The 20,087-nt window shown below is 69.2% G+C and carries 17 protein-coding genes and 1 pseudogene; 5 read left to right on the forward strand and 13 right to left on the reverse strand.

The genetic code is table 11. From position 1 onward, the window contains the following. On the forward strand, nucleotides 1-688 hold a 688-nt coding region (locus tag CH341_RS06990), incomplete at its 5' end, for an HlyD family secretion protein (protein WP_146604402.1). A 65-nt stretch (nucleotides 689-753) separates the two neighbouring features. Here the strand turns inward: CH341_RS06990 and CH341_RS06995 are convergent. The 6 genes from CH341_RS06995 to CH341_RS07020 all read right to left on the reverse strand — a co-directional run bounded on the left by CH341_RS06995 (nucleotide 754) and on the right by CH341_RS07020 (nucleotide 6,231). Continuing rightward, on the reverse strand, nucleotides 754-1,455 hold the full coding sequence (locus CH341_RS06995) for a GntR family transcriptional regulator (protein ID WP_245430920.1): 702 nt from the start codon (nucleotides 1,453-1,455) through the stop codon (nucleotides 754-756). Between the two features lie 105 nt (nucleotides 1,456-1,560). After that, nucleotides 1,561-2,388, reverse strand: coding sequence for an ABC transporter permease (locus CH341_RS07000; protein WP_111418318.1), 828 nt, complete (start codon nucleotides 2,386-2,388; stop codon nucleotides 1,561-1,563). An 11-nt stretch (nucleotides 2,389-2,399) separates the two neighbouring features. Further along, nucleotides 2,400-3,155 (reverse strand): ABC transporter ATP-binding protein, encoded by a 756-nt coding sequence (locus tag CH341_RS07005; RefSeq protein WP_245430921.1) that lies wholly within the window; start codon nucleotides 3,153-3,155, stop codon nucleotides 2,400-2,402. A gap of 52 nt (nucleotides 3,156-3,207) precedes the next feature. Then, nucleotides 3,208-4,194 (reverse strand): ABC transporter substrate-binding protein, encoded by a 987-nt coding sequence (locus CH341_RS07010; protein WP_111418320.1) that lies wholly within the window; start codon nucleotides 4,192-4,194, stop codon nucleotides 3,208-3,210. A 43-nt stretch (nucleotides 4,195-4,237) separates the two neighbouring features. Then, nucleotides 4,238-5,236 carry a substrate-binding domain-containing protein gene (locus CH341_RS07015; RefSeq protein WP_111418321.1) on the reverse strand — a complete coding sequence of 333 codons (999 nt, stop codon included), beginning with the start codon at nucleotides 5,234-5,236 and terminating at the stop codon, nucleotides 4,238-4,240. An 8-nt stretch (nucleotides 5,237-5,244) separates the two neighbouring features. Next, nucleotides 5,245-6,231, reverse strand: coding sequence for an ABC transporter substrate-binding protein (locus CH341_RS07020; protein ID WP_245430922.1), 987 nt, complete (start codon nucleotides 6,229-6,231; stop codon nucleotides 5,245-5,247). 196 nt (nucleotides 6,232-6,427) lie between these two features. Between CH341_RS07020 and CH341_RS07025 the strand changes: the two genes are divergently transcribed. Next, nucleotides 6,428-7,486, forward strand: coding sequence for a zinc-binding dehydrogenase (locus tag CH341_RS07025; protein ID WP_245430923.1), 1,059 nt, complete (start codon nucleotides 6,428-6,430; stop codon nucleotides 7,484-7,486). Between the two features lie 29 nt (nucleotides 7,487-7,515). Then, nucleotides 7,516-8,892 (forward strand): CoA-binding protein, encoded by a 1,377-nt coding sequence (locus CH341_RS07030; protein ID WP_111418322.1) that lies wholly within the window; start codon nucleotides 7,516-7,518, stop codon nucleotides 8,890-8,892. Between the two features lie 52 nt (nucleotides 8,893-8,944). Here CH341_RS07030 and CH341_RS07035 read toward each other — a convergent pair whose 3' ends face one another. The 7 genes and pseudogenes from CH341_RS07035 to CH341_RS07065 form a co-directional block, all read right to left on the reverse strand. Further along, a complete protein-coding gene (locus CH341_RS07035; RefSeq protein ID WP_245430924.1) occupies nucleotides 8,945-10,162 on the reverse strand; it encodes a M20 family metallopeptidase in 1,218 nt (405 codons plus the stop codon). Nucleotides 10,163-10,173: 11 nt separating this feature from the next. Beyond that, nucleotides 10,174-11,774, reverse strand: a pseudogene (locus CH341_RS07040) (gamma-glutamyltransferase family protein). A 13-nt stretch (nucleotides 11,775-11,787) separates the two neighbouring features. Further along, complete coding sequence (locus tag CH341_RS07045) at nucleotides 11,788-12,618, reverse strand: putative hydro-lyase (RefSeq protein ID WP_111418323.1); 831 nt, start codon at nucleotides 12,616-12,618, stop codon at nucleotides 11,788-11,790. 206 nt (nucleotides 12,619-12,824) lie between these two features. Further along, entirely contained in the window at nucleotides 12,825-13,727 is a 903-nt protein-coding gene (locus CH341_RS07050; RefSeq protein WP_111418324.1) for an NAD(P)-dependent oxidoreductase, read from the reverse strand. Between the two features lie 148 nt (nucleotides 13,728-13,875). Then, nucleotides 13,876-16,557, reverse strand: a complete 2,682-nt coding sequence (locus CH341_RS07055; RefSeq protein ID WP_170149510.1) for a bifunctional diguanylate cyclase/phosphodiesterase — start codon at nucleotides 16,555-16,557, stop codon at nucleotides 13,876-13,878. A gap of 179 nt (nucleotides 16,558-16,736) precedes the next feature. Then, nucleotides 16,737-17,501 carry a M15 family metallopeptidase gene (locus tag CH341_RS07060; protein WP_111418326.1) on the reverse strand — a complete coding sequence of 255 codons (765 nt, stop codon included), beginning with the start codon at nucleotides 17,499-17,501 and terminating at the stop codon, nucleotides 16,737-16,739. 8 nt (nucleotides 17,502-17,509) lie between these two features. Beyond that, nucleotides 17,510-18,202 (reverse strand): DUF2848 domain-containing protein, encoded by a 693-nt coding sequence (locus CH341_RS07065; RefSeq protein ID WP_111418327.1) that lies wholly within the window; start codon nucleotides 18,200-18,202, stop codon nucleotides 17,510-17,512. A 252-nt stretch (nucleotides 18,203-18,454) separates the two neighbouring features. Between CH341_RS07065 and fmt the strand changes: the two genes are divergently transcribed. Together fmt and truA are read left to right on the forward strand one after the other, a co-directional pair. Next, nucleotides 18,455-19,387: a methionyl-tRNA formyltransferase gene (fmt, locus tag CH341_RS07070; RefSeq protein WP_111418347.1), complete on the forward strand. Its 933-nt coding sequence runs from the start codon at nucleotides 18,455-18,457 to the stop codon at nucleotides 19,385-19,387. Between the two features lie 10 nt (nucleotides 19,388-19,397). Beyond that, nucleotides 19,398-20,087: tRNA pseudouridine(38-40) synthase TruA (gene truA, locus CH341_RS07075; RefSeq protein ID WP_245430925.1), on the forward strand; the 690-nt coding region annotated here is incomplete at its 3' end.

Below are 20,087 nucleotides of genomic sequence, written 5' to 3' on the forward strand. Positions count from 1 at the left end.
CGACCGGCGGCGCGCCGAGGACGCGCTCGCCGAGGCCGAGCAGGCGGCGATCCGGGCCCGCGACACGCTGGACGCCGCCGTGCTGGTGCGCCGGCGCGGCGACGGCGCCGAGAGCATGATCGGGCCGGCACGCGAGCGGTTCGCCCAGACGCAGAATCGCCTGGTCAATGCGCAGAACGAGCTGGCGCGGGTGCGGGCCGCCGAGGACACGCCGCTGCCCAATCGCACCGAGGCCGACTGGCTGGCCGGCCGCGCCGACGTGATGATCGCCGACGCCGCGCTGGAGAAAACCCGCATCCGCGCGCCTATCGACGGGACCGTGCTGCAGGTCGGCGCGCGGCCGGGCGAGCTGGCGACGCCGACCGCGGAGCATCCCCTCCTCGTGCTCGGCGACCTCGGCGGCCTGCGGGTGCGGGCCGAGCTCGACGAGCGCGACATCGCCCAGGTCAAGGTGGGTCAGGCCGTGACGGTGCGGGCGAATGCCTTCCAGGGTCGGGACTTCGCCGGCACGGTCGCCGCCATGGCCGAGACGGTCGGGCCCGGCGGCATGACGGCGCGGGGGCCGCGCCGTCAGTCGGACATCGACGTGCTGGAGGTGACGATCGACCTCGCCGATCCGGGTCCGCTCAAGGTCGGCATGCAGGTGGATGTCTATTTCCGTCGCGACGGCGGGACCACGGCGAAGTGAAGCTGCCCGGCTCGTCGTCGTCCCGGGGCGGCGCATCGGTCCGCGCCCCGGAACGACCGACTTTCCTACGCCCCGTCTTCGCGCTGCAGCCTGAGCCGCAGAGCGAGCGCGTGGCGGATGTGGCGGCGGGCGAGCTGCTCGGCCTTCTTGCTGTTGCGCTCCTTGATGGCCCGCAGGATCTCGACATGCTCGCGGCGGGCGAGCTCGGTCGACCCGGGCAGCACGAAGGTCGAGTGGCGGAGCAGCCCGAGCGAATCGACCACGGCATTGAGAGATTGCAGCAGATAGCGGTTGTGCGCGGCCGCATAGATCGTCTGGTGCAGCTCCGCATTGACGACGACGAGCCGGTCGGGATCGTCCTTGGCGGCCGTCTCGCTCGCGGCGATGGAGAACATCAGCTTGATCTCGGCATCCGAGGCGTGCTGGGCCGCGAGGCCGGCGGCCGTTCCTTCGAGCACCTCGCGCACCGCGTAGAGCTCGACGAGCTGCTGGCGGTCGAGCGCCGCGATCATCAGCCCGTTCCACGGCCCGCTGGTGAGCAGTCCCTCGGAGACGATGCGGTGGAAGGCCTCGCGCACCGGCGTGCGGCTGATGTCGAGCCAGCGCGCCACGTCGGCCTCGCGCAGATGCTGGCCGGAGCGGAAATGGCCGCTGCGGATCGCCTCGCGCAGCACCCGGTAGGCGAAGTCGCCGAGCCCCTCGCCGGGCCGCTGACGCGGCGGCGGCATCGGAAAGCCGGCATCGGCCGCCATGTCCGCCTGATCCACCGTATCCGCCGGCCGCCGTGCTGTCCGCCGGTCGGTGCGCGGGCTCGTCGCCGCTCGGGCCATGGGTTCGGGTCCGTCCGTATTGCGACCGGATCTTGGTCTCGATCAGGTCTTGGTCGCCCAGGGGACCATCAGTCGCTCGATATACTCCACGGCATAATACAGGACGATGCTCATCAAGGTAAGCACCACCAGTGCCGCGAAGGCGAGCGGGGTGCGCGATTGCGACGACGACACCAGGATGAGGTAGCCCAGGCCCGATTCGGAGCCGACGAACTCGCCGATCACGGCGCCGATGACGGCGAACGTGATGGCGATCTTCAGGCCGACGAAGATGTGCGGCATCGCGGTGGGGAAACGGGCCTTGACGAAGGTCTGGTAGGGGCTCGCCGACAGCGACCGGATCAGGTCCATCAGGGCGGGCGGGACCGCGGTGAGCCCGGTCGCGGTCGACACCACGATCGGGAAGAAGCAGACCAGGAACACCACGATGATCTTCGGCATGGCGCCGAAGCCGATCCACAGCGCGAGCAGCGGCGCGATGGCCACCTTCGGCACCGACTGGAGGGCGAGCAGGATCGGATAGATGGTCTTCTGCAGGACCGGCGAGTAGACGACCGCGACGGCGAGCGGCACGCCGAGCGCAATCGACAAGGCGAAGCCCGCCAGCGTCTCGTAGAGGGTGACCAGCGAGTGGGTGAGGAGCTCGCGCCACCAGTCCGCGAAGGCCTCGCCGATCACGGTCGGGGCCGGCAGCAGCCAGGCCGGTATCCTGGCCTGCCAGACGGCCGCCTCCCAGATCAGCAGCAGGACGCTGAAGGTGAGCAGCGGCAGCAGGACGTTCTTCAGCGACACGCGCTCGGGATCGACCCACGCCTCGGCGCCGTCGTCGGTCTCGGCGCTCGACAGACTGGCGCTCGATGGATCGGTCATGGCGGACCTCCTCAGGTGCGGCGGATCAGCGCCCGGATCTCGTCCGAATGGGCCTTGAACTCGGGCGAGAACTGCATGTCGAGGGTGCGGGGCCGCGGCAGGACGATGTCGATCACCTTCTCGATGCGGCCGGGCCGGGGCGACATCGCCACCACACGGTCCGACAAAAGGATCGCTTCGGAGATGTTGTGGGTGACGAACACCACGGTCTTGCGATGCCGCTCCCAGATGCGCAGCAGCTCGAAGCCGAGATCCTCGCGCGTCATCGCGTCGAGCGCCGCGAAGGGCTCGTCCATCAGCAGTACCGAAGGATTGTGGACGAGGCCTCGGCAGATCGCGGCGCGCTGCTGCATGCCGCCGGACAGCTCGCCCGGATAGCGGTCCTCAAAGCCGCCGAGGCCGACCAGCTCGAGCAGCTCGCGGGCCCGCGCCTTCGCCTCCGTCATGTCGAGACCGAGGATCTCGGCCGGCAGCAGCACGTTGTCGAGCACGCCCCGCCACGGCATCAGCACCGGCTGCTGGAACACGATGCCGACCTCGCGCGAGGGCTTGTCCAGCAGCGTGCCGCCGAGCAGGATTTTTCCGCGCGATGGCTTGATCAGCGCCGTGATCAGCTTCAGCAATGTCGACTTGCCGCAGCCGGACGGGCCGACGAGGGCGATGAACTCGTTCTCGCGGATGTCGAGATCGACCTTCTGCAGCGCCGTGGTGCGGCCGGTCCGCGTCGCATAGGTCTTGTAGAGGTCGAAGATCTGAATCTTGGTCACGGCGCGGGCTCCGGCCTTCGGCCGGTCGATGGAACCAGCCGTGGTCACGACCTCAAGGCTTGACGAAGCGAGCATCGAAGACGTCCTCGGACCGCACCTGCGACTTCATGTCGAATGCGCCGGCGACCACGTCGATGGTGGCCTGCGCCTGCTTCGGCTGGATGATGCCCAGCGGGACGCCCGGCACGTCGGCGAGCGCCTTGACCTTCACGAGCTCGGCCGCGCCGAGATCGGCATCGAGCTCGCGATGGAATTTCCGCATGGTCTCGGCCGCGGCCTTGGGATCCGCCAGCGCATCCCGGAGCCCCTTCAGCGTGGCGGCAACGAAGGCTTCGACCACGGCCGGCTTGGCTGCGAGCGTGCTTTCGGACACGACGAGGCCGTTGCCGTAGAAATCGAGGCCGGCATCGGCGTAGGACAGCTCCACCACGGACTTCGGTGCGGCGTCCTTCTCCAGGCGCGGTGCCCCCACCGTAAATTGGCCGATGGCATCGACCCGGCCGAGCGCGAGCAGCCCGGGCAGCGACTCGCTCGACGCGACCACCCAGCCCACCTTCGACGCGTCGATGCCGGCCGCCTTGGCGTAGGCCGGGAACATCTTCGGGATCGCGCCACCGGCCGGATTGGCGATCTTGCGACCTTCCAGATCCTTCGGCGTCCTGATGCCGGAGTCGGCCAGTGCATAGATCGCGTGCGGCGGCTTGGCGTAGACGATCGCCACCATGCGGACCGGGAGGCCCTCGTTGGCGCGCGCCAGCACCAGCGAGCCCGCATCGGCGAAACCGAACGTCACGTTCCCGGACGCGACCTGCTTGATGGCGTCGGCGGATCCCTGGCCGCGCAACACCTCCACATCGAGATCGGCCGCCTTGTAGTAGCCCTTGTCGATCGCCACGAAGAAGTAGGCGTGGCGGCCGAGGAAGCCGGCGTCGGTGACGATCTTCACCTTCTCGGCGGCGGCGAGGGGCGCTGGCTGCAGCAATCCGGCGCCGACGAGCGCGGCGGCCACGAGCACGGTCCGCCTGACGATGGACACCATGCGGCACTCCTTCGGTTGGCCGCGCGGGTGCGGCGGCGACGCTTCAGATTCGCGACGTCTGGACCGTCGAGGGAGCGAAGAGCTCCGACACCGGGACGATTCGCCCGGCAATCCCCTGCGCATGCGAATAGCGGGCCAGGGTCTCGATCTCGCGCACGTTCTCGGCGACGCCGTAGCGCCAGAAATCCCGTCCCATCAGCGCCATCGTGTCGAGCGTCTCGGCCTCGGTCCAGGGCAGGATCAGGATCGGCGCCGCGAGTGCGCGAAGGTCCGCCATGGCGAGCGCCTTCGCCTGCACGAAGGCCTTGTAGACACTGGCCGGCAGCCACGGATACTGCTCGACCAGGGCACGCCGGACACCGATCAGATGCATGATCGGAAACAGTCCCGTCCGGCGATAATACTCCTTCTCCACCTCGCGATGGTTCGGGAACAGCCGGTCGATGTTCGGAGCGCTGTCGAGGAAGCACGACGGCGCGCGTGCCGTCATCACCGCGTCGAGCCGCCCGTCACGCAGCATGGCCGAAAGCGTCTCGCCCGGTGGAATCCGCTGGAGGTCGATGCCCGCCGGCAGATCGAGCCGGGCCCGCTCCTCGCGGCCGGGCTGCTCCTGGCCGCCGCTGCGCCAGTGGATGTCCGACGGCCGGACGCCGTAGTCCTCTTCCAGAATGCCGCGCAGCCACACCATCGCGGTCATCTGATATTCGGGCAGGCCGACCAGCTTGCCTTTCAGATCCTCCGGCGTGCGGATGCCGCGGTCCGTGCGCACATAGAGCGCCGAATGCCGGAAGCAGCGCGACACGAAGGCCGGAATGCCGACATAGGCCGACTCGCCGCGCGACATTTGAAGGAGATAGCTCGACAGCGACAGCTCGGAGACGTCGAACTCCTGATACCGCGCCGCGCGGAAGAACACCTCTTCGGGCTCGAGCGGGATGTAGCGGGTCTCGCACCCTTCGATGCGGACTCGTCCGTCCAGGATGGCCCGCGTGCGGTCGTAGTTTCCGCAGGCCAGCGTAATGGAAAGCGGCGCGGCGCTCATGGCCCGCGCTACTTCGCGACCATGTCGGGCGCCGAGATGTCCTGCACTGTCACGGGGGTCTTCAGCGGGTAGGCGCCGGCGATGATGTCGATGGTCTTCTGCACCCGGTCCGGGTTGATGGAGCCGAGCGTCTCGTTCGGCACCACGGCGAGGGCGGCGACGGCGGCGGTCTCGGCCGTCGCGATGTCGACGTCCACCTGGCGGTGATACTTGTTCATGATCGCGCCCGCCTCGGCCGGATTGGCGATCGCGTCCTTCAGGCCGCGCATCGTCGCGGCGACGAAGCGCTTCACCAGGTCGGGATTGGTCTTGATCGTGTCGTCGGTCGCGATGATGCCGTTCGAGTAGTAGTCGAGGCCGACATCGGCATAGGCGAGCCGCACCAGCTCCTTGCCGCCCGCCGCCTTCTTCAGCAGCGCCTCGCCGACCGTGAACTGGCCGATGCCCTCGGCACGGCCGAGATTGAGCATGCCGGGCAGCGCGTCGCTCGCCGCGACCATCCAGGTCACCTTGGCGCCGTCGATCTTGGCCGCCTTGGCGTAGGCCTCGAACATCTTCGGCATCGCGCTGAACGCCGTGTCGGCGATGCGCTTGCCTTCCAGGTCCTTCGGCTTGGCGATCCCGGAGTCCTTCAGAACGTAGATCGCGTGTGGTGGCTTGGCGTAGACCATCGCGACCAGCTTGACGGGGATCTGGTCGTTGCCGCGCCCGAGGATCACGGCGGCCGCATCGGCGAAGCCGAGCTGCGCCGTCTTGGCCGCCACCTGCTTCACCGCGTCGGCCGAGCCCTGGCCGCGTACGATCTCGACGTCGAGGCCCGCGTCCTTGTAGTAGCCCTTGTCGAGCGCGACGTAATAATAGGCATGGCGCCCGTTGAAACCGAAGTCGGTCACGAACGTGACCTTGTCGGCCGCAGCCGCCGGACCGCCGGCGGAGAGAAACGTCACGGCCGCGCCGAGCACGGCACCGCGGATCCAGGTCTGCATCGTCTGCATCTGTCACCTTCCCGTTCGCTCGTTGACGGAGAGGATTATACGAGCGCGATCCGTTGATTTGTTGTATAAGTCGGTATACAAAAATGGCCCCTGACCGGCAAGCGCGGCGCCGCCGCAAATATACGCAAGCGCTGCCGAAAATTCAGACATTCGACGCCTCGGCGCTGGCCGTCGCGCCCGACAGAGCGGAGTGGACATGATCCCGCAATCGATGAAGGCCGTGATCTTCGAGCAGTACGGCGACCCCGAGGTGCTGCGCTACACCGACGTGCCGATGCCGGTCCTGAAGCGCGGCGAGGCGCTCGTGAAGGTGCACGCCGTGGCGCTGAACGGCTACGACCTGATGGCCCGGGCCGGCCGCTACAAGCCCAACAAGGGCCGCTTCCCGCACATTCTCGGCGGCGACTTCGGCGGCGAGATCGTCGCGCTCGACGCCGAGGCGAAGACCGACCTGCCGCTCGGCACGCGGGTGACGAGCTGGTGGGTTCTGCCCTGCGGCTATTGCGACCAGTGCATCAGCGGCCACCCGAACCGCTGCTCGCGCGACTATCGCTACCTCGGTGCCCACGAGCCCGGCGCCTACGCCCAGTACGTCAAGATGCCGGCGCATCACCTGATCCCGTTGCCCGCGAACGTCACCTACGAGGACGCGGCCGCCTTCCCCAACGCGTTCGGCACCGCGTGGCACATGGTGGTGACGCGCGGCAACGTGCGGCCCGGCGAGACCGTACTGGTGAACTCCGCCTCGTCGGGCGTCAGCATGGCGGCGATCCAGATCTGCAAGCTGATCGGCGCCCGCGTGCTCACGACGTCGAGCAGCGACTGGAAGCTCGAGCGGGCGAAGGCGCTCGGGGCGGACGCGCTGATCAACTACAACACGGTGGATTTCGTCGACGAGGTCTTGAAGCTCACCCAGAAGCGCGGCGTCGACTGCGTCATCGAGCATGTCGGCGGCGACTTCCTGAACAAGTCGCTGCGCTGCCTGACCCGCGGCGGGCGCGTGGTGACGGCGGGCGGCACCAAGTCCTACGAGTGCACCGTGCAGGTGAACTTCATCTTCCACAAGGAGCTGTCGATCATCGGCTCGAACAGCGCCACCAAGCTCGATCTGGAGGCGATGATGCCGATGCTCGACGACGGCCGGCTCAAGACCGTGATCGACCGTGTGTTCCCGCTCGCCGAAGCGGCCGAGGCGCACCGCTACCTCGAGGCCGCCAAGCAGTTCGGCAAGGTGCTGCTGACGGTCGAGCACTGACCCTTCAGGCACGTGGAGAACCGACCGTCATGCGAGACATCCGTCCGCTCGTCGCGCCGCGCTCGATCGCCGTGATCGGCGCCTCGACGAACGCCCAGAAATCCGGCGGGGTGCTGTTCCACAATCTGGTGCGCGGCGACTTCGCGGGGCCGCTCTACCCGATCAACCCGAACGCCGCCGAGGTGATGGGGCGCAAGGCCTATCCGAGCCTCGCCGACGTCCCGGAGAAGGTCGACCTCGTCTACATCGTGCTGCCGCGCGACCATGTCGAGGGCGCGGTGCGTCAGTGCATCGCGGCCGGCGCGCGCGCCGCCTCGATCATCACGGCGGGCTTCGCCGAGGCGAGCGAGGCGGGTCGGGTCGACCAGGAGCGTATCCGCAGCATGGCCCGCGAGGCCGGGCTGCTGCTCGGCGGGCCGAACACCATCGGCATGGTCAACGCCGAATGCGGTATGATGGGCAGCTTCGTGAACTTTCCGCGCTGGGAGACGGGCGGCGTCTCGCTGTTCACCCAGACCGGCATCTTCACGGGCGCCCTGATGCTCGGCGTGATGAGCGCCGAGACGCAGCGCCTGCCGGTGGGAAAGAGCATCGATGTCGGCAACAAGATCGACGTCGACGAGCTCGACTTCCTCGACTTCGTCGCCGACGACCCGGGCACCACGGTGATCGGCTTCTACATCGAGACGATTCTCCGCCCGGCGGAGTTCTTCGCAAAGGCGCGAGAGATCCGAAAGAGCAAGCCGATCGTGATGCTCAAGCCCGGGCACACGTCGGACGGCGCGCGCGCCTCGCTCGCCCACACCGGCTCGCGCCAGGCCGAGACGCCCGAGATCGAGGCCGGGATCGCGGAGAGCGGCATCATCCGGGTCGAGGACGAGTGCGAGTTCGTCGACACGCTGCGCACGCTCGGCTTCCTGCCGCGTCCGAAAGGCCGGCGTGTCGCGGTGGCGACGACCAGCGGAGCGCTCGGCGTGATGGCGACCGACCTCGTGGTCAAGGCCGGCCTGACACTCTCTACGTTCGCGCCCGAGACGGTGGCGCGCATGCGCACCATCCTGCCCGACTGGCTGCCGCCCGAAAATCCGTTCGACTTCTGGATCGGCATCGACGTGAAAGGCGCGCACCAGGCGCACGAGGTGGGGCTCGGCGCCATCATGGCCGACCCGAACTCGGACATGGTGCTGTGCACCTTGCTGGCCCCGGGCAACGCCGATTTTCCGGAGTTCGGCCCGTTGATGCACCGGCTGCGGCGCGAGCACGACAAGCCGATCGTGTTGGTGGTGTATGGCGGCGCCGCGCGCGAACGCTGGATCAAGGATATCGAAGGCGCCGGCATCCCGGTGATGCGGACCACCCGAGAGGGCGCCCGCGCGCTCGCGCTGCTGGCCCAGGCGGCGAGCTGAGTCCGCCAATCCCGCGGCGCGGACCGCATGTCCGCGCCGGGGGATCGACGGATCAACCGCCGTTCAGTAACCCCAGCGCAGTACGGGCATACACCTTGGCGCAGTCGACGACGTCCTGCTCGTAGGCGAAGTCGTCGGTGCCGGCCGAGAGGGTCGGCTGCGGGCCGTAGCAGATCGCCGGCACGCCGAGGTCGCGCCAGCGCCGCGCATCACTGCCGGGCAGACGGACCACGAAAGCGGGCGCGGCGCCCCGCACCGTCCGCACCGCCTCCACGGTCGCGAGCGTCAGCGGATGGTCGAGCGCGGTCCAGTTGGCGTCCCACGCCTTCACGGCCGTCACGGTGACGTCGGGATCCCGGTTCGCCGCCTCGCGCACGCGCTGCTCGATCTCGGCCGCCGTCACGCCGGGCGGCAGCCTCACGTCGATCTCGGCGCGCGCCTGGGTCGCGATCAGGCTGCGCACGCCGCCGCCCGAAATGGTACCGGCGCTGAGCGAGACGCGCAGGCCGGCATTGTTCTCACCACCCGTCACGCCGGTGATCTCGAGCGGGACGGTCGCATACATGCTGTTGATCTGATCGATCCGGCCGAGAATCGCCGCGAGCCTGGCCACCGCAGTGCGCCCGGTGAGGGCGCGCGAGGAATGGCCGCCGTCGCCCTTCACCTCGACATCGAGCCAGAGCAGCCCCTTTTCGGCGATCGCGAGCTCCATGAAGCCCGGACCTTCTCCGCTGATCAGAAAGTCGCCGTGCACGTCGGGTCGCGCGCCGAGCAGATGGACGGCCCCGCGCTCGCCGAACATCACCTCGTCGCACACCGCCGTCATGGTGAGGCGACCACGGAGCTTTTCGCGGTGACGCGCCAGGACCGTGGTGGCGAGGCACATGGCTGCGAGCGCGCCCTTCATGTTGCCCATGCCGAGCCCATAGAGGCGCCCGCCGCGGCGCGTCTGCGTCAGGATCGGCACGGTCCAGCGCGATTCGTCGCCGGCCTGCATGGTGTCCATGTGGGCGTTGAACACCACCTGCCGACCGGTCCCGACGCCGTCGACATGGGCGACGATGTTGGGCGCGTCGGGGTCGCAGAAGACGCGCTCACTGGCGACGCCGCCGGCGGACAGGAACGTCTCGACGATCGGCGCGACGCCGGCCGTGTGCCCGGGCGGGCTCATGCTGGGCGCCGCGACCAGCCGGCCGCAGAGACCGACCAGTGCTTCGCGGGCGCCGTCGATCTCGGCGTCGATCGTGTTCAGGAGTGCGGTGTCGGGCACGTCGACGATCCTCAATATCCGAGCGCGAGGCCGTCGCGACGGCCGTCGGCGCCGCCGCGCAGCACGCCCGCGGCATGGTCGATCCAAATCGCCTGGGCCGTGCCCAGCGGGCTCTCGGGCCGGCTCACGACATGGCCGAGCGCGCGCAGGCCCGCGGCCACGGACTCCGGCACCGTGCCCTCGACCTCGAAGACGTCGCCGCGCGCGAACATGCGCGGCAGGTCGATCGCCTGCTGCACCGGCAGCCCGTAGTCGATCATGTTGGCGAGCACCTGGACTTGGCCGAACGGCTGGAATTGCGCGCCGGTGACGCCGAACGGCATCACGGCCGCGCCGCCCCTGGACAGCATCGCCGGAATGATCGTGTGCAGCGGCCGCTTTCCGGGCGCGATGACGTTGGGATGGCCGGGCTCCAGCACGAAGCCGCAGGCGCGATTGTGCAGCACCACGCCGGTCTCAGGGCAGACGATGCCGCAGCCGAAGTCCTCGTAGATCGAGTTGATCAGTGCGACGGCGTTGCGGTCGCGATCGACCACGGCGATGAACACGGTGTCGCGATGCACCGGGCCGGCGGGCGGCAGCGGATCCGCGATCCGGCCGGTCATCGACACGCGGGCCCGCATCGGTGCGGCGTGCTGCTCGGACAGCAGCCAGTCGACCGGGACGACGCCGGTACGAGGATCACCGACCACGGCGTCGCGCTCGGCATAGGCCTGCCGGCCGATCTCGGCCTGGACGTGAAAGCGCTCGACGCTCACCGGATCCCACGCCGACAGGTCGAAGCCTTCGAGGCCCTTCATCATCATGAGCGGAACGAGGCCCTGGCCGTTGGGCGGGCACTCCCACAGATCGTAGCCGCGGTAGCGGACCGATATCGGCGCGACATACTCGGGCTCGAAGCCGGCGAAATCCTCGGCCGTGTGCAACCCGCCGAGAGCCCGGAGCGTGCGGACCAACGCATCGGCGGTCGCGCCGCGATAGAACGCCTGCGCGCCGTCCCGGGCGATACGCCGCAGCGTCCCGGCCAGCACCGGCTGGCGGTGGATGGTGCCGGTCGACGGCGCGATGCCGTCGCGCAGGAAGATTTCGGCCGCTGCCCGGTTGCGGCGGAGCTTGTCCGTTTGCCGGCCCCAGTCGCGGGCGAGCCGCTCCGGCACCGGGCAGCCCTGCTCGGCGGCGGCGATGGCCGGTGCGAGCGCGCGGGCGAGATCGAAACGCCCGTGATCACGCACGAGGCGCTCCCACGTGCCGACAGCGCCCGGGATGGTGACGGCGTGCGGGCTCTCGACCGGGATCTCACGAAGTCCTCGCGACAGAAAGGCGTCGCACGTCGCGCCGACCGGCGCCGGGCCGGAGCCGTTGAGCGCCACCGGCGTGTCCTGGCGGGCTTCATCAGCAGCACGAAGCAGTCGCCGCCGATGCCGGTCTGGGTCGGCTCGACGACGGCCTGCATGGCGGCGGCGCACACGGCGGCGTCGGCCGCATTGCCGCCGGCCCGCAACACGTCTAGCGCCGCCAGCGTCGCGGCCGGATGCGAGGTCGCGACCATGCCGTTGGCGCCGAGCGCTTCGGAGCGGCCGGGCAGCTCGAAGTTCCGATAGGCCTGTCTCATGCTCCCTGTGGCCTCACAGGACCGCGAGGCTGGCATTGCGGAGATCCGTCACCAGCATCGAGGAGGGCGCATGGGTGATGCAGAACGGCGGCTTCGCGTTGGCGACCGCGAGCTGGGGCGTGAGGCCGCAGGCCCAGAACAGCGGCAGCTCGCCCGGCTCGACGGTGCCGTCACCGACGTTCTTGTACTTGACCGCGAGATCGACGCCGATCGCAGCCGGATCGCCGATATGCACGGGCGCGCCGTGCACGTTCGGAAACCGCGACGTCACCTGGATGGCCCGGATCGCGTCGACCGGCTTGAACGGCCGCATCGTCACGGCGAGCTTGCCGTGGAAGCGTCCGGCCGGCTTGGCGTCGATGTCGGTCACATAGACCCCGGCGACCGAGCCGCGCTCGAGGAACCGCAGCGGCAGGCCGGCATCGAGCAGCGCCTCCTCGAACGAGAACGAGCAGCCGAGCGCGAACACGACCAGGTCGTCGCGCCAGAGCGACGTGATGTCGGTGACCTCCTCGACGAACGCGCCGTCGCGGAACACGTGGTAGCGCGGCACGTCGGTGCGGATGTCGAGATCTTCGGCCAGCGTCGGCAGCCTCGGATCGCCGGGATCGGAGCGGGCGATCAGCGGGCACGGCGCCGGGTTGCGCTGGCAGAACAGCAGGAAGTCCTCGGCCCAATCCTTCGGCAGCATGCACAGATTGGCCTGGACGTGTCCGGGGGCGAGCCCGGCCGTGTAGCCCGTGTAACCGCGCGACCGGCAGGCCCGGCGAACCTCGCGCGGGTCGCGGCGGTCCCAGTCGGCCGCGGCCGCGCCGGCCGCCGGAGCGTCGAGAAGATGAGCCATCGAGTCCTCTGATCCACATCGCAGCACCCGCCCCGGCGAACGGAAGGCCGCTTCGTCTCGCTATTTTGTATACTGGAAAATACTAGACGGGAAGAGCGCGGGCGACGCAGGGCCACCCGGACCCGCGGTCCGCACGCGCTCTCGCCTCACCTGCCCGGCGGACCGGGGGCTTCGTCGGGTCGGCCTGACGGTGGCGACGCGCGACCTCAGCCCTGGCGGGCGCGCAACCGGCGGACGTGCTCGATGATGGCGCTGTTGTCCCAGTCGCCTTCGCCCGCGGCGATGCACCCTGCCATGGCTTCGGCATAGGCGTCGGCGAAGGGCAGCGTCTGCCCGTGTGCCCGCGCGCTCGCGAGGATCAGGGCGAAGTCCTTCGCCGACTGCGACACCTTGCCGGCGGTCGCATAGTCGCGCTCGATCATCTTGCGGCCCTTGACGTCCATGGCGACCGAGTATGCGGCGGAGTTGCGCGCCGCCTCGAAGAAGGCGTCGAGCGGCAGGCCGAGCAACTCGGCATAGACGAGCCCCTCGGCGAGCGCCGCGCGGTTGAGGCCCAGGATCAGATTACTGGCCAGCTTCGCCTTGGCGCCGTTGCCGACCGGTCCCATGTCGAAGTGCTTCGCACTCACCACCGTTATGATGTCGGCGGCGGCCGCCATGGCGGCTCTGTCGCCGCCCATCAGGCAGACGCCTTCGCCGGCCGCGACCTGCTCGCTCGATCCGGACAGAGGCGTCTCCAGAAAGGCGAGACCATGCGGCGTCAGCCGGTCGGCGAGCGCCGTCATGCGGTCGGGATCGCAGGTGGCGAAGTTGAGAGCGAGACGAGTCTTCCGAGCCGCCGCATCGCCGGACAGAAGACCACCCTCGCCCTCGATCACACTCTCGACCTGATCGCTGTTGAATACCGCGATCAGCACACGCTCGCAGCGGCACGCGATCTCTCCGATGGTGTCCACGGCCGTGCCGCCGAGCCCGGCCAGCCGCGCGCGCGCATCCGCCGCGACGTCGTAGCCGACGACCGGGTGCCCCGCCCCGAGGAGTCGCTGGGCCAGCGCGGTTCCCATGAGTCCGAGACCGATCAGGCCGACCGGAGAGCGGGAAACCTGCATGGTGGAGATCCTGTGACGGGCGGGACGAACGTCCGGCGGCCCGGTGGCGGGGGCGCCTATGAATAGCGCGCAACACCCGTCTTGTCGAAAGCTCCGCGCGCCGGTGTAAGGCCCGGTCACTCGGAGTCCGAAAACGCTTCGCCGCACGTCACCCGAGGCTGCGCTCGCCGTTCTCGCGCCGGGAGAAGTCGATGCGGTCGGCCGGTTGGGGCCGGCTGAACAGGTAGCCCTGCGCCTGGCTGCACCCCGCCGCCTGCACCAGGCGAAACTGCTCCCAGGTCTCGACGCCCTCGGCTGTCGTCTGCATGTCCAGCGCGTGGGCCAGGCCGGTGACGGCGCTCACGATGGTGGCGCAGTCGGCCCGCTGCGTCATCTCGCTGACGAAGCCGCGGTCGATCTTGATCTTGGAGAACGGGAACAGACGCAGATAGCTCAGCGACGAGTAGCCGACGCCGAAGTCGTCCAGCACGATGCTGATACCGAGCCGGCTCAGCTCCTGCAGCATGTCGATGATGGCCGTGTGCTTCTGCAGCAGCACCGATTCGGTTATCTCGAGCTCGAGGCGTGACGGTGGAAATCCGGCGCTGGCGAGAATGTCGCGGACCATCGGCACCAGCTCCGGATTGCGGAACTGCACCGGCGAGAGATTCACGGCGACCTTCACGTGCGGCGGCCAGGCGGCCGCGTCCATGCAGGCCCGCCGCAGGATCCACTCGCCGAGGGCGACGATCATGCCGGTGTCCTCGGCGATGGGAATGAAGCGGTCCGGAGAGAGCTCGCCGAACACCGGATGCCGCCAGCGCACCAGCGCCTCGACACCGATCGGTGTACGGGTCGCCACGTCGACGATCGTTTGATAGTAGACGTCGAGCTCGCCGCGCGCGAGCGCGTTGCGCAAGTCGATCTCCAGGACGTGCTGCGTGCGCGCCTGGGCATCCATCTCTATCTCGAAGAAGCGATAGCAATGGCGGCCCGCGGCCTTGGCGCGATAGAGCGCGAGATCCGTGTTCTTCAACAGCGTCGAGGTGTCGTCACCGTCCTCGGGCGCGAGCGCGATGCCGACGCTGATCCCGATCCCGATGCGGCTGCCGTCGACATCGTAGGGTGCACCGATCACGTCGAGCAGCATGTCGGCCAGCCGTGCCGCGGCTGTGCGGCGATCGGCCCCGCCCGGCATCAGGATCGCGAACTCGTCGCCGCCGAGCCGGCCGACCGTGCATTCCTCGGGCACGTAACGGCGCAGCCGCTCCGCCACGGCTCTCAGAAGGGCGTCGCCGACCGGATGCCCGAGCGAGTCGTTCACGGCCTTGAACAGATCGAGGTCGAAGACGAACAGGGCGAAGCCTTCGCCGAAGTCGCGCAGCCGTCCGAAGGCGGCGTCCATGCGCTCGCTGAACAGCAACCGGTTGGCGAGATCCGTCAGCGCGTCGTGGCGTGCCATGTGGGCGATGCGCCACGCGGCCCGCTGGCGTTCGGTCACGTCCTCGTGGGTCGCCACCCACCCGCCGTCGGGCATCGGCTGGTTGAGAACGGCGACGATGCGGCCGTCGGGCAGCTCCGTCTGGACGTAGATTCGACTCCCATGGGCGAGCTGGTCGCGCAATCTCGCGGAATACTCCTGCACGTCGCCCATGAAGCTCCCGGCCGCGATGCGCCGCGCGAGCATGCCCTGCAGTGAAATCCCGGCCGGCGCATCGTGAGGCGTCAGGCCGTACATGCGCAGATAGCGCTCGTTGCACAGCACGAGGCGCTCGTCCCGATCGAACATGCACAGGCCCTGAGACATGTTGTTGAGCGCGGCGTCCAGCCTGGCGTTGACGCGCTTGAGCTCGTTCGAGGTCGCGGCGACCGACGCCTCCGATCGCGCGAGGCGGCGGAACTGGAGGATGAGGGCGCGCAGCAACATCACCGCCGAGGCGACGGCCAGGAGGGTGGCGAAGCCGATCAGCACGGACCGGCGGCGCCATGGTTCCAGAACCATCTCTTCGGAGATCGCGATATCGACCACCAGAGGGTAGCGCTGCAGCGGCGTCACGACGATCCAGCGCCGCTCCGAGTCGAAGACGCCACCGCCGAGGAACGAGCCGCCGCCTTCCGCGACGAGTCGGTGCCACGGCGAGGTGGCCGGCAGGTTTTCACCGGCGCGGCGCTTCGGATCCGGGAAGCGGACCAGGACGGTACCGTCCGCGCGGCCCAGCAGGAACGTTCTGCCCGGGAGATTGGCGATCGAGCGCCACACCCGCTCGAAATAGGAGACCTCGAAACCGGCCGTGACGACCCCGAGATACTCGCCGCGGTCACTGACGATCCGCTTACTGAACAGAAGCGTGGTCTCGCCGGTGACGCGGCTTTCGAGTGGCGCGCTGACGAACAGATCCGAGGAGGTGGAGGTGCGGAAATGTCGCGCGTAGTCGCGATCGGCGAAGCTCATCACATAGGGCGGCCACGCGCGGGTCGAGTTGACGAGATCGCCGTTCCGGTCGGTGATGATGATCACGGCCCGCGAGGGCAGCCGGCGCAGACGATCGTTGAGAACCTGGAACAAGGCTTCGGAGCCGAAGCGGCGATGGAACTCGTCGTCGTTCTCGATGCGGACGGCGGCGGCGCGCTCGCGGATCTCGTCCAGGATGTCGACGAGCGGCTCGATGGCGCCCGAGATCTGATCCGCGACCAGGAGCGCGATGTTCTCGGAATCACGAACCGCCAGGCGGACTGCGTCGGATCGCAGTCCCCAGACGGTGAGCCCGATCGCCAGCAGGCCGAGCCCGATCAGGGCGCCGGCCACGGCGATCAGCGCGTGAAACGGCAGGACGAGACCGCGCGCTTTCATGGATGTCCCGGAGTCCACCATGCGCCCATTGTGGACGCGGCGAGCTGAGGAATCGATTCAACTAAAGGTATTTTCGGCGCATCGTTTTCCGGATGGTTAATCGTCCGCCGTATGGGTGATGCCGGTTTCCTTAGGGCGTAGCGCTCACCGGTGAACCGCCTCACGGGATACCGATTTTCTCATCGAACGGGGAAATCCCAACCGCGGAGCGGGGGCGTCGCGCCCGTGTAATCGAAGTGCCACCACTCGAGCCGGTAGTTGCGAAAGCCTTCCGCCGCGAGCGCGCGCACCAGCCGGTCGCGATTCGCGCGAGCCTGGGCCCCGACGCGCGCCGCCGTGGCGCTGAGCGGCGCCGCGCAATCATAGGCAGTGCCGAGGTCGAGGCTCGATTCCCGCGCCCGTGTCTCGAACGGTCCGTCACAAGGGCCGGCGTCGGTCGGCGTCGGCAGGTCGGGATCGGTGGCCCGCACCAACCCGACATCGACCGCGATCCCGAGGGAATGACGCGAGCGCTTGGCGATGTAGCCGAGCGCGAACTGCTGCGACTTGTCGATCGCCGGAGAAAAGATGCGGGCCATGCGGTCCGGCTCGGGACTCTGGGCCCAGTCGATGAAGGACCGCACGGCCCGCTCGGGCCGATAGCAGTCGTAGACCTTGAGATGGTACCCCTCCGCCACGAGCCGCGCCTGCGCCCGGACGAGCGCATCCGCCGCGGGGCGCAGCAGGATGCACTCGCCGGCCAGATATCCCGGCACCCGGCGGCCCGTGAAATTGAACGGACCGGCATAGCGCATGTCCTGACGGATCGTCGGATCCCGCTCGCGCAGCCGCACGAAGCCGTCCGGCAGAGCCACCGGCTGGGCGGCCGCGTGAGGCATCGCCAGCGCACCGAAGCACGACGAAAGCACGGCCAGCAGAACCGCCCAGACCGGAAGCCGCGGCACGGGCGGCCTCACGGGCCGAACGGAAGCGCGACGACGTCGTAGGCGTGCGCGATCCGGCGCTCGCGCTGCGGGTCGAACAGCTCGAAGGCGAAGCGCGACGAGGTCCGAATGCCGCCGATCGCCGCGAAGGTGCCGCAGTACAGCGCCGTGCCGTCCGGCAGATCGCCGCGCCCGGAGAAGCTCTCCATCAGATCGGCGGGGGGCAGGATCGCGGCGACCGTGCCCTCCTGGTAGAGGCGTGTCTCCCCGTCCTCGACGATCCAGGAGCGCAGCACGAGCGTGTCCCAGTGATCCGCGACATCGTCGAAGGCCCACAGGTCCGGTGCGATCGGCTTGTCGCACATCTGCTTCGCGACATGCGCCTCGGTCCGTTCCATGCGGCGATCGGTGTGGTCGGAGCCGACACCCACCCACAGGCCCCGCGCGTCGCGCACCAGCACGACCTCCACCTCGCCGCTCGACTCCGGCCCGATCACCTCGATCTGGTCGGCGGTGGTCAGGCGGTGGGTCGACACACGGCGGAACTGCGGGGTCGCGCTCGGCCGCATGATGCCGAGCGCCTCCATCTCCGCGACCCTGAGGTCGCGGCCGCTCATGTCGCGGCTGGTCCACACGGCGATCACCACGGCGCGCAGGACGATGGGCCGGCTTTCGATCGTGCTGCCGCTGAGGGTCCGGAACGTGAGGCTTTCGGCGGGCATGTTGTCCTGTCCTGGCTCCCGGACGGGGCGAGGCCCGGACGGGCGGTCGGACCTGCTCTCCACCGCGTCCACCGGGACGTCGCGCGCGGCGGGGCATGTCCCACCCGGACCATAGCCGCACGCGGGAACGCGCGACAACTCCGGTACGTTCCGGGTCGCGCGGCCCGAGACAAAAGGTCTCGTCGCGGGTTGGCGGGGGGGCTCGCGTTCGACTACGGTCGCGGCGCGCCGTTCCGGCGATTCGGTCTCGACATGCCGCTCCGTCTCGTCTTCATGGGCACGCCGGATTTCGCCGTGCCGACCTTCCTGGACATCGTCGGCCACGGCCACGAGGTGGTGGCCGTGTACACCCGCGCACCGAAGCCGGCGGGACGCGGCATGGCGCTGCAGCCGAGCCCGATCGAGCGCGAGGCGCGCCGCTTCGGCCTGCCGGTGCTCACCCCGAGGACGCTGCGCACCGAAGAGGCCCAGGACGTCTTCAGGGCGCACGAGGCCGACGCCGCCGTGGTGGTCGCCTACGGCCTGATCCTGCCCAAGCCGGTGCTCGACGCGCCGGCACGGGGGTGCTTCAACCTGCATGCCTCGGCGCTGCCGCGCTGGCGCGGCGCCGCCCCGATCAACCGGGCCGTCATGGCGGGTGATCCGGAGACCGCCGTCATGGTGATGCGGATGGAGGAGGGGCTGGACACCGGCCCCGTCGCCATGGCGGAACGGCTCGCGATCGCCCCCGACATGACGGCCGGCGACCTGCACGACGCCCTGGCGCGACTCGGCGCCGACCTGATGGCGCGAGCGCTCGCCGCGCTCGAACGTGACGACCTGACGCTCACCCCGCAGAGCCAGGACGGCGTCACCTATGCGACCAAGATCGACAAGGCCGAGACGCGCATCGACTGGACGAAGCCGTGGACGGGCGTGCACGACCATGCGCGCGGGCTCTCGCCGTTTCCGGGGGCCTGGTTCGAGCTGCCGGAGTCGAAGGGCCCCGCACGCATAAAGGTGCTGCGCACGACCCGTGGCGAAGGATCCGGCCCGCCCGGCACCGTCCTGGATCATCGCCTCACCATCGCGTGCGGCGAAGGCGCCGTGCGTGTCCTGCAGCTCCAGCGTGCCGGCCGTCAGCCGATGACGGCCGACGAGTTCTTGCGCGGCACCGTGGTCGAACCCGGCACCGTGCTGGCCTGAAGGAAGTCGCATGCCGCGTTACAAGCTCACCATCGAATATCACGGAGCGCCGTTCGTCGGCTGGCAGATCCAGCAGAACGGCGTCTCGGTTCAGGGCGTGCTGGAAGCCGCGATCGCGGTCTTCGCCGGCCAGCCCGTGACCGTGAAGGGAGCCGGCCGCACCGATGCCGGCGTCCACGCGCTCGCCCAGGTCGCCCATGTGGACCTGCCACGCGCCTTCGACACCGACACGGTGCGCGACGCGACCAACGCTCATCTGCGGCCGCATCCGGTCGCAGTGCTGTCCGCCGAGGAGGTCGCGGACGATTTCGACGCGCGCTTCTCGGCGATGCGGCGCCACTACATCTACCGCCTCGTCAACCGGCGTGCGCCCCTGGCCCTCGACGAGGGCCGCGCCTGGCGGGTGCCCAAGACGCTCGACGTTCCGGCCATGCACGCGGCCGCGCAACGACTGCTCGGCAAGCACGACTTCACCACCTTCCGGGCGACCGAATGCCAGGCCCTGTCGCCCGAGAAGACGCTCGACCGGCTCGACGTCGATCGTTCCGGGGACGACATTCTGGTGACGGCGGTGGCCCGGTCGTTCCTGCACCATCAGGTCCGCTCGATGGTCGGCTCGCTGGTGATGGTCGGCGACGGCCACTGGACCGGTGACGATCTTTTCGCGGCGCTGCAGGCCCGCGACCGGGCCGCCTGCGGT

It is taken from the genome of Rhodoplanes roseus (genome assembly GCF_003258865.1).
In the GTDB taxonomy this organism is placed as follows: domain Bacteria; phylum Pseudomonadota; class Alphaproteobacteria; order Rhizobiales; family Xanthobacteraceae; genus Rhodoplanes; species Rhodoplanes roseus.

Coding starts and splice junctions, on each gene's coding strand:
- CH341_RS07030 (WP_111418322.1), top strand. CDS start 7,516: ATGCGAGACATCCGTCCGCTCGTCGCGCCGCGCTCGATCGCCGTGATC.
- CH341_RS07065 (WP_111418327.1), bottom strand. CDS start 18,202: ATGCCCGCCGAAAGCCTCACGTTCCGGACCCTCAGCGGCAGCACGATC.
- CH341_RS07025 (WP_245430923.1), top strand. CDS start 6,428: ATGATCCCGCAATCGATGAAGGCCGTGATCTTCGAGCAGTACGGCGAC.
- CH341_RS07010 (WP_111418320.1), bottom strand. CDS start 4,194: ATGGTGTCCATCGTCAGGCGGACCGTGCTCGTGGCCGCCGCGCTCGTC.
- CH341_RS07045 (WP_111418323.1), bottom strand. CDS start 12,618: ATGGCTCATCTTCTCGACGCTCCGGCGGCCGGCGCGGCCGCGGCCGAC.
- CH341_RS07000 (WP_111418318.1), bottom strand. CDS start 2,388: ATGACCGATCCATCGAGCGCCAGTCTGTCGAGCGCCGAGACCGACGAC.
- CH341_RS07055 (WP_170149510.1), bottom strand. CDS start 16,557: ATGAAAGCGCGCGGTCTCGTCCTGCCGTTTCACGCGCTGATCGCCGTG.
- fmt (WP_111418347.1), top strand. CDS start 18,455: ATGCCGCTCCGTCTCGTCTTCATGGGCACGCCGGATTTCGCCGTGCCG.
- CH341_RS07050 (WP_111418324.1), bottom strand. CDS start 13,727: ATGCAGGTTTCCCGCTCTCCGGTCGGCCTGATCGGTCTCGGACTCATG.
- CH341_RS07015 (WP_111418321.1), bottom strand. CDS start 5,236: ATGAGCGCCGCGCCGCTTTCCATTACGCTGGCCTGCGGAAACTACGAC.
- CH341_RS07020 (WP_245430922.1), bottom strand. CDS start 6,231: ATGCAGACGATGCAGACCTGGATCCGCGGTGCCGTGCTCGGCGCGGCC.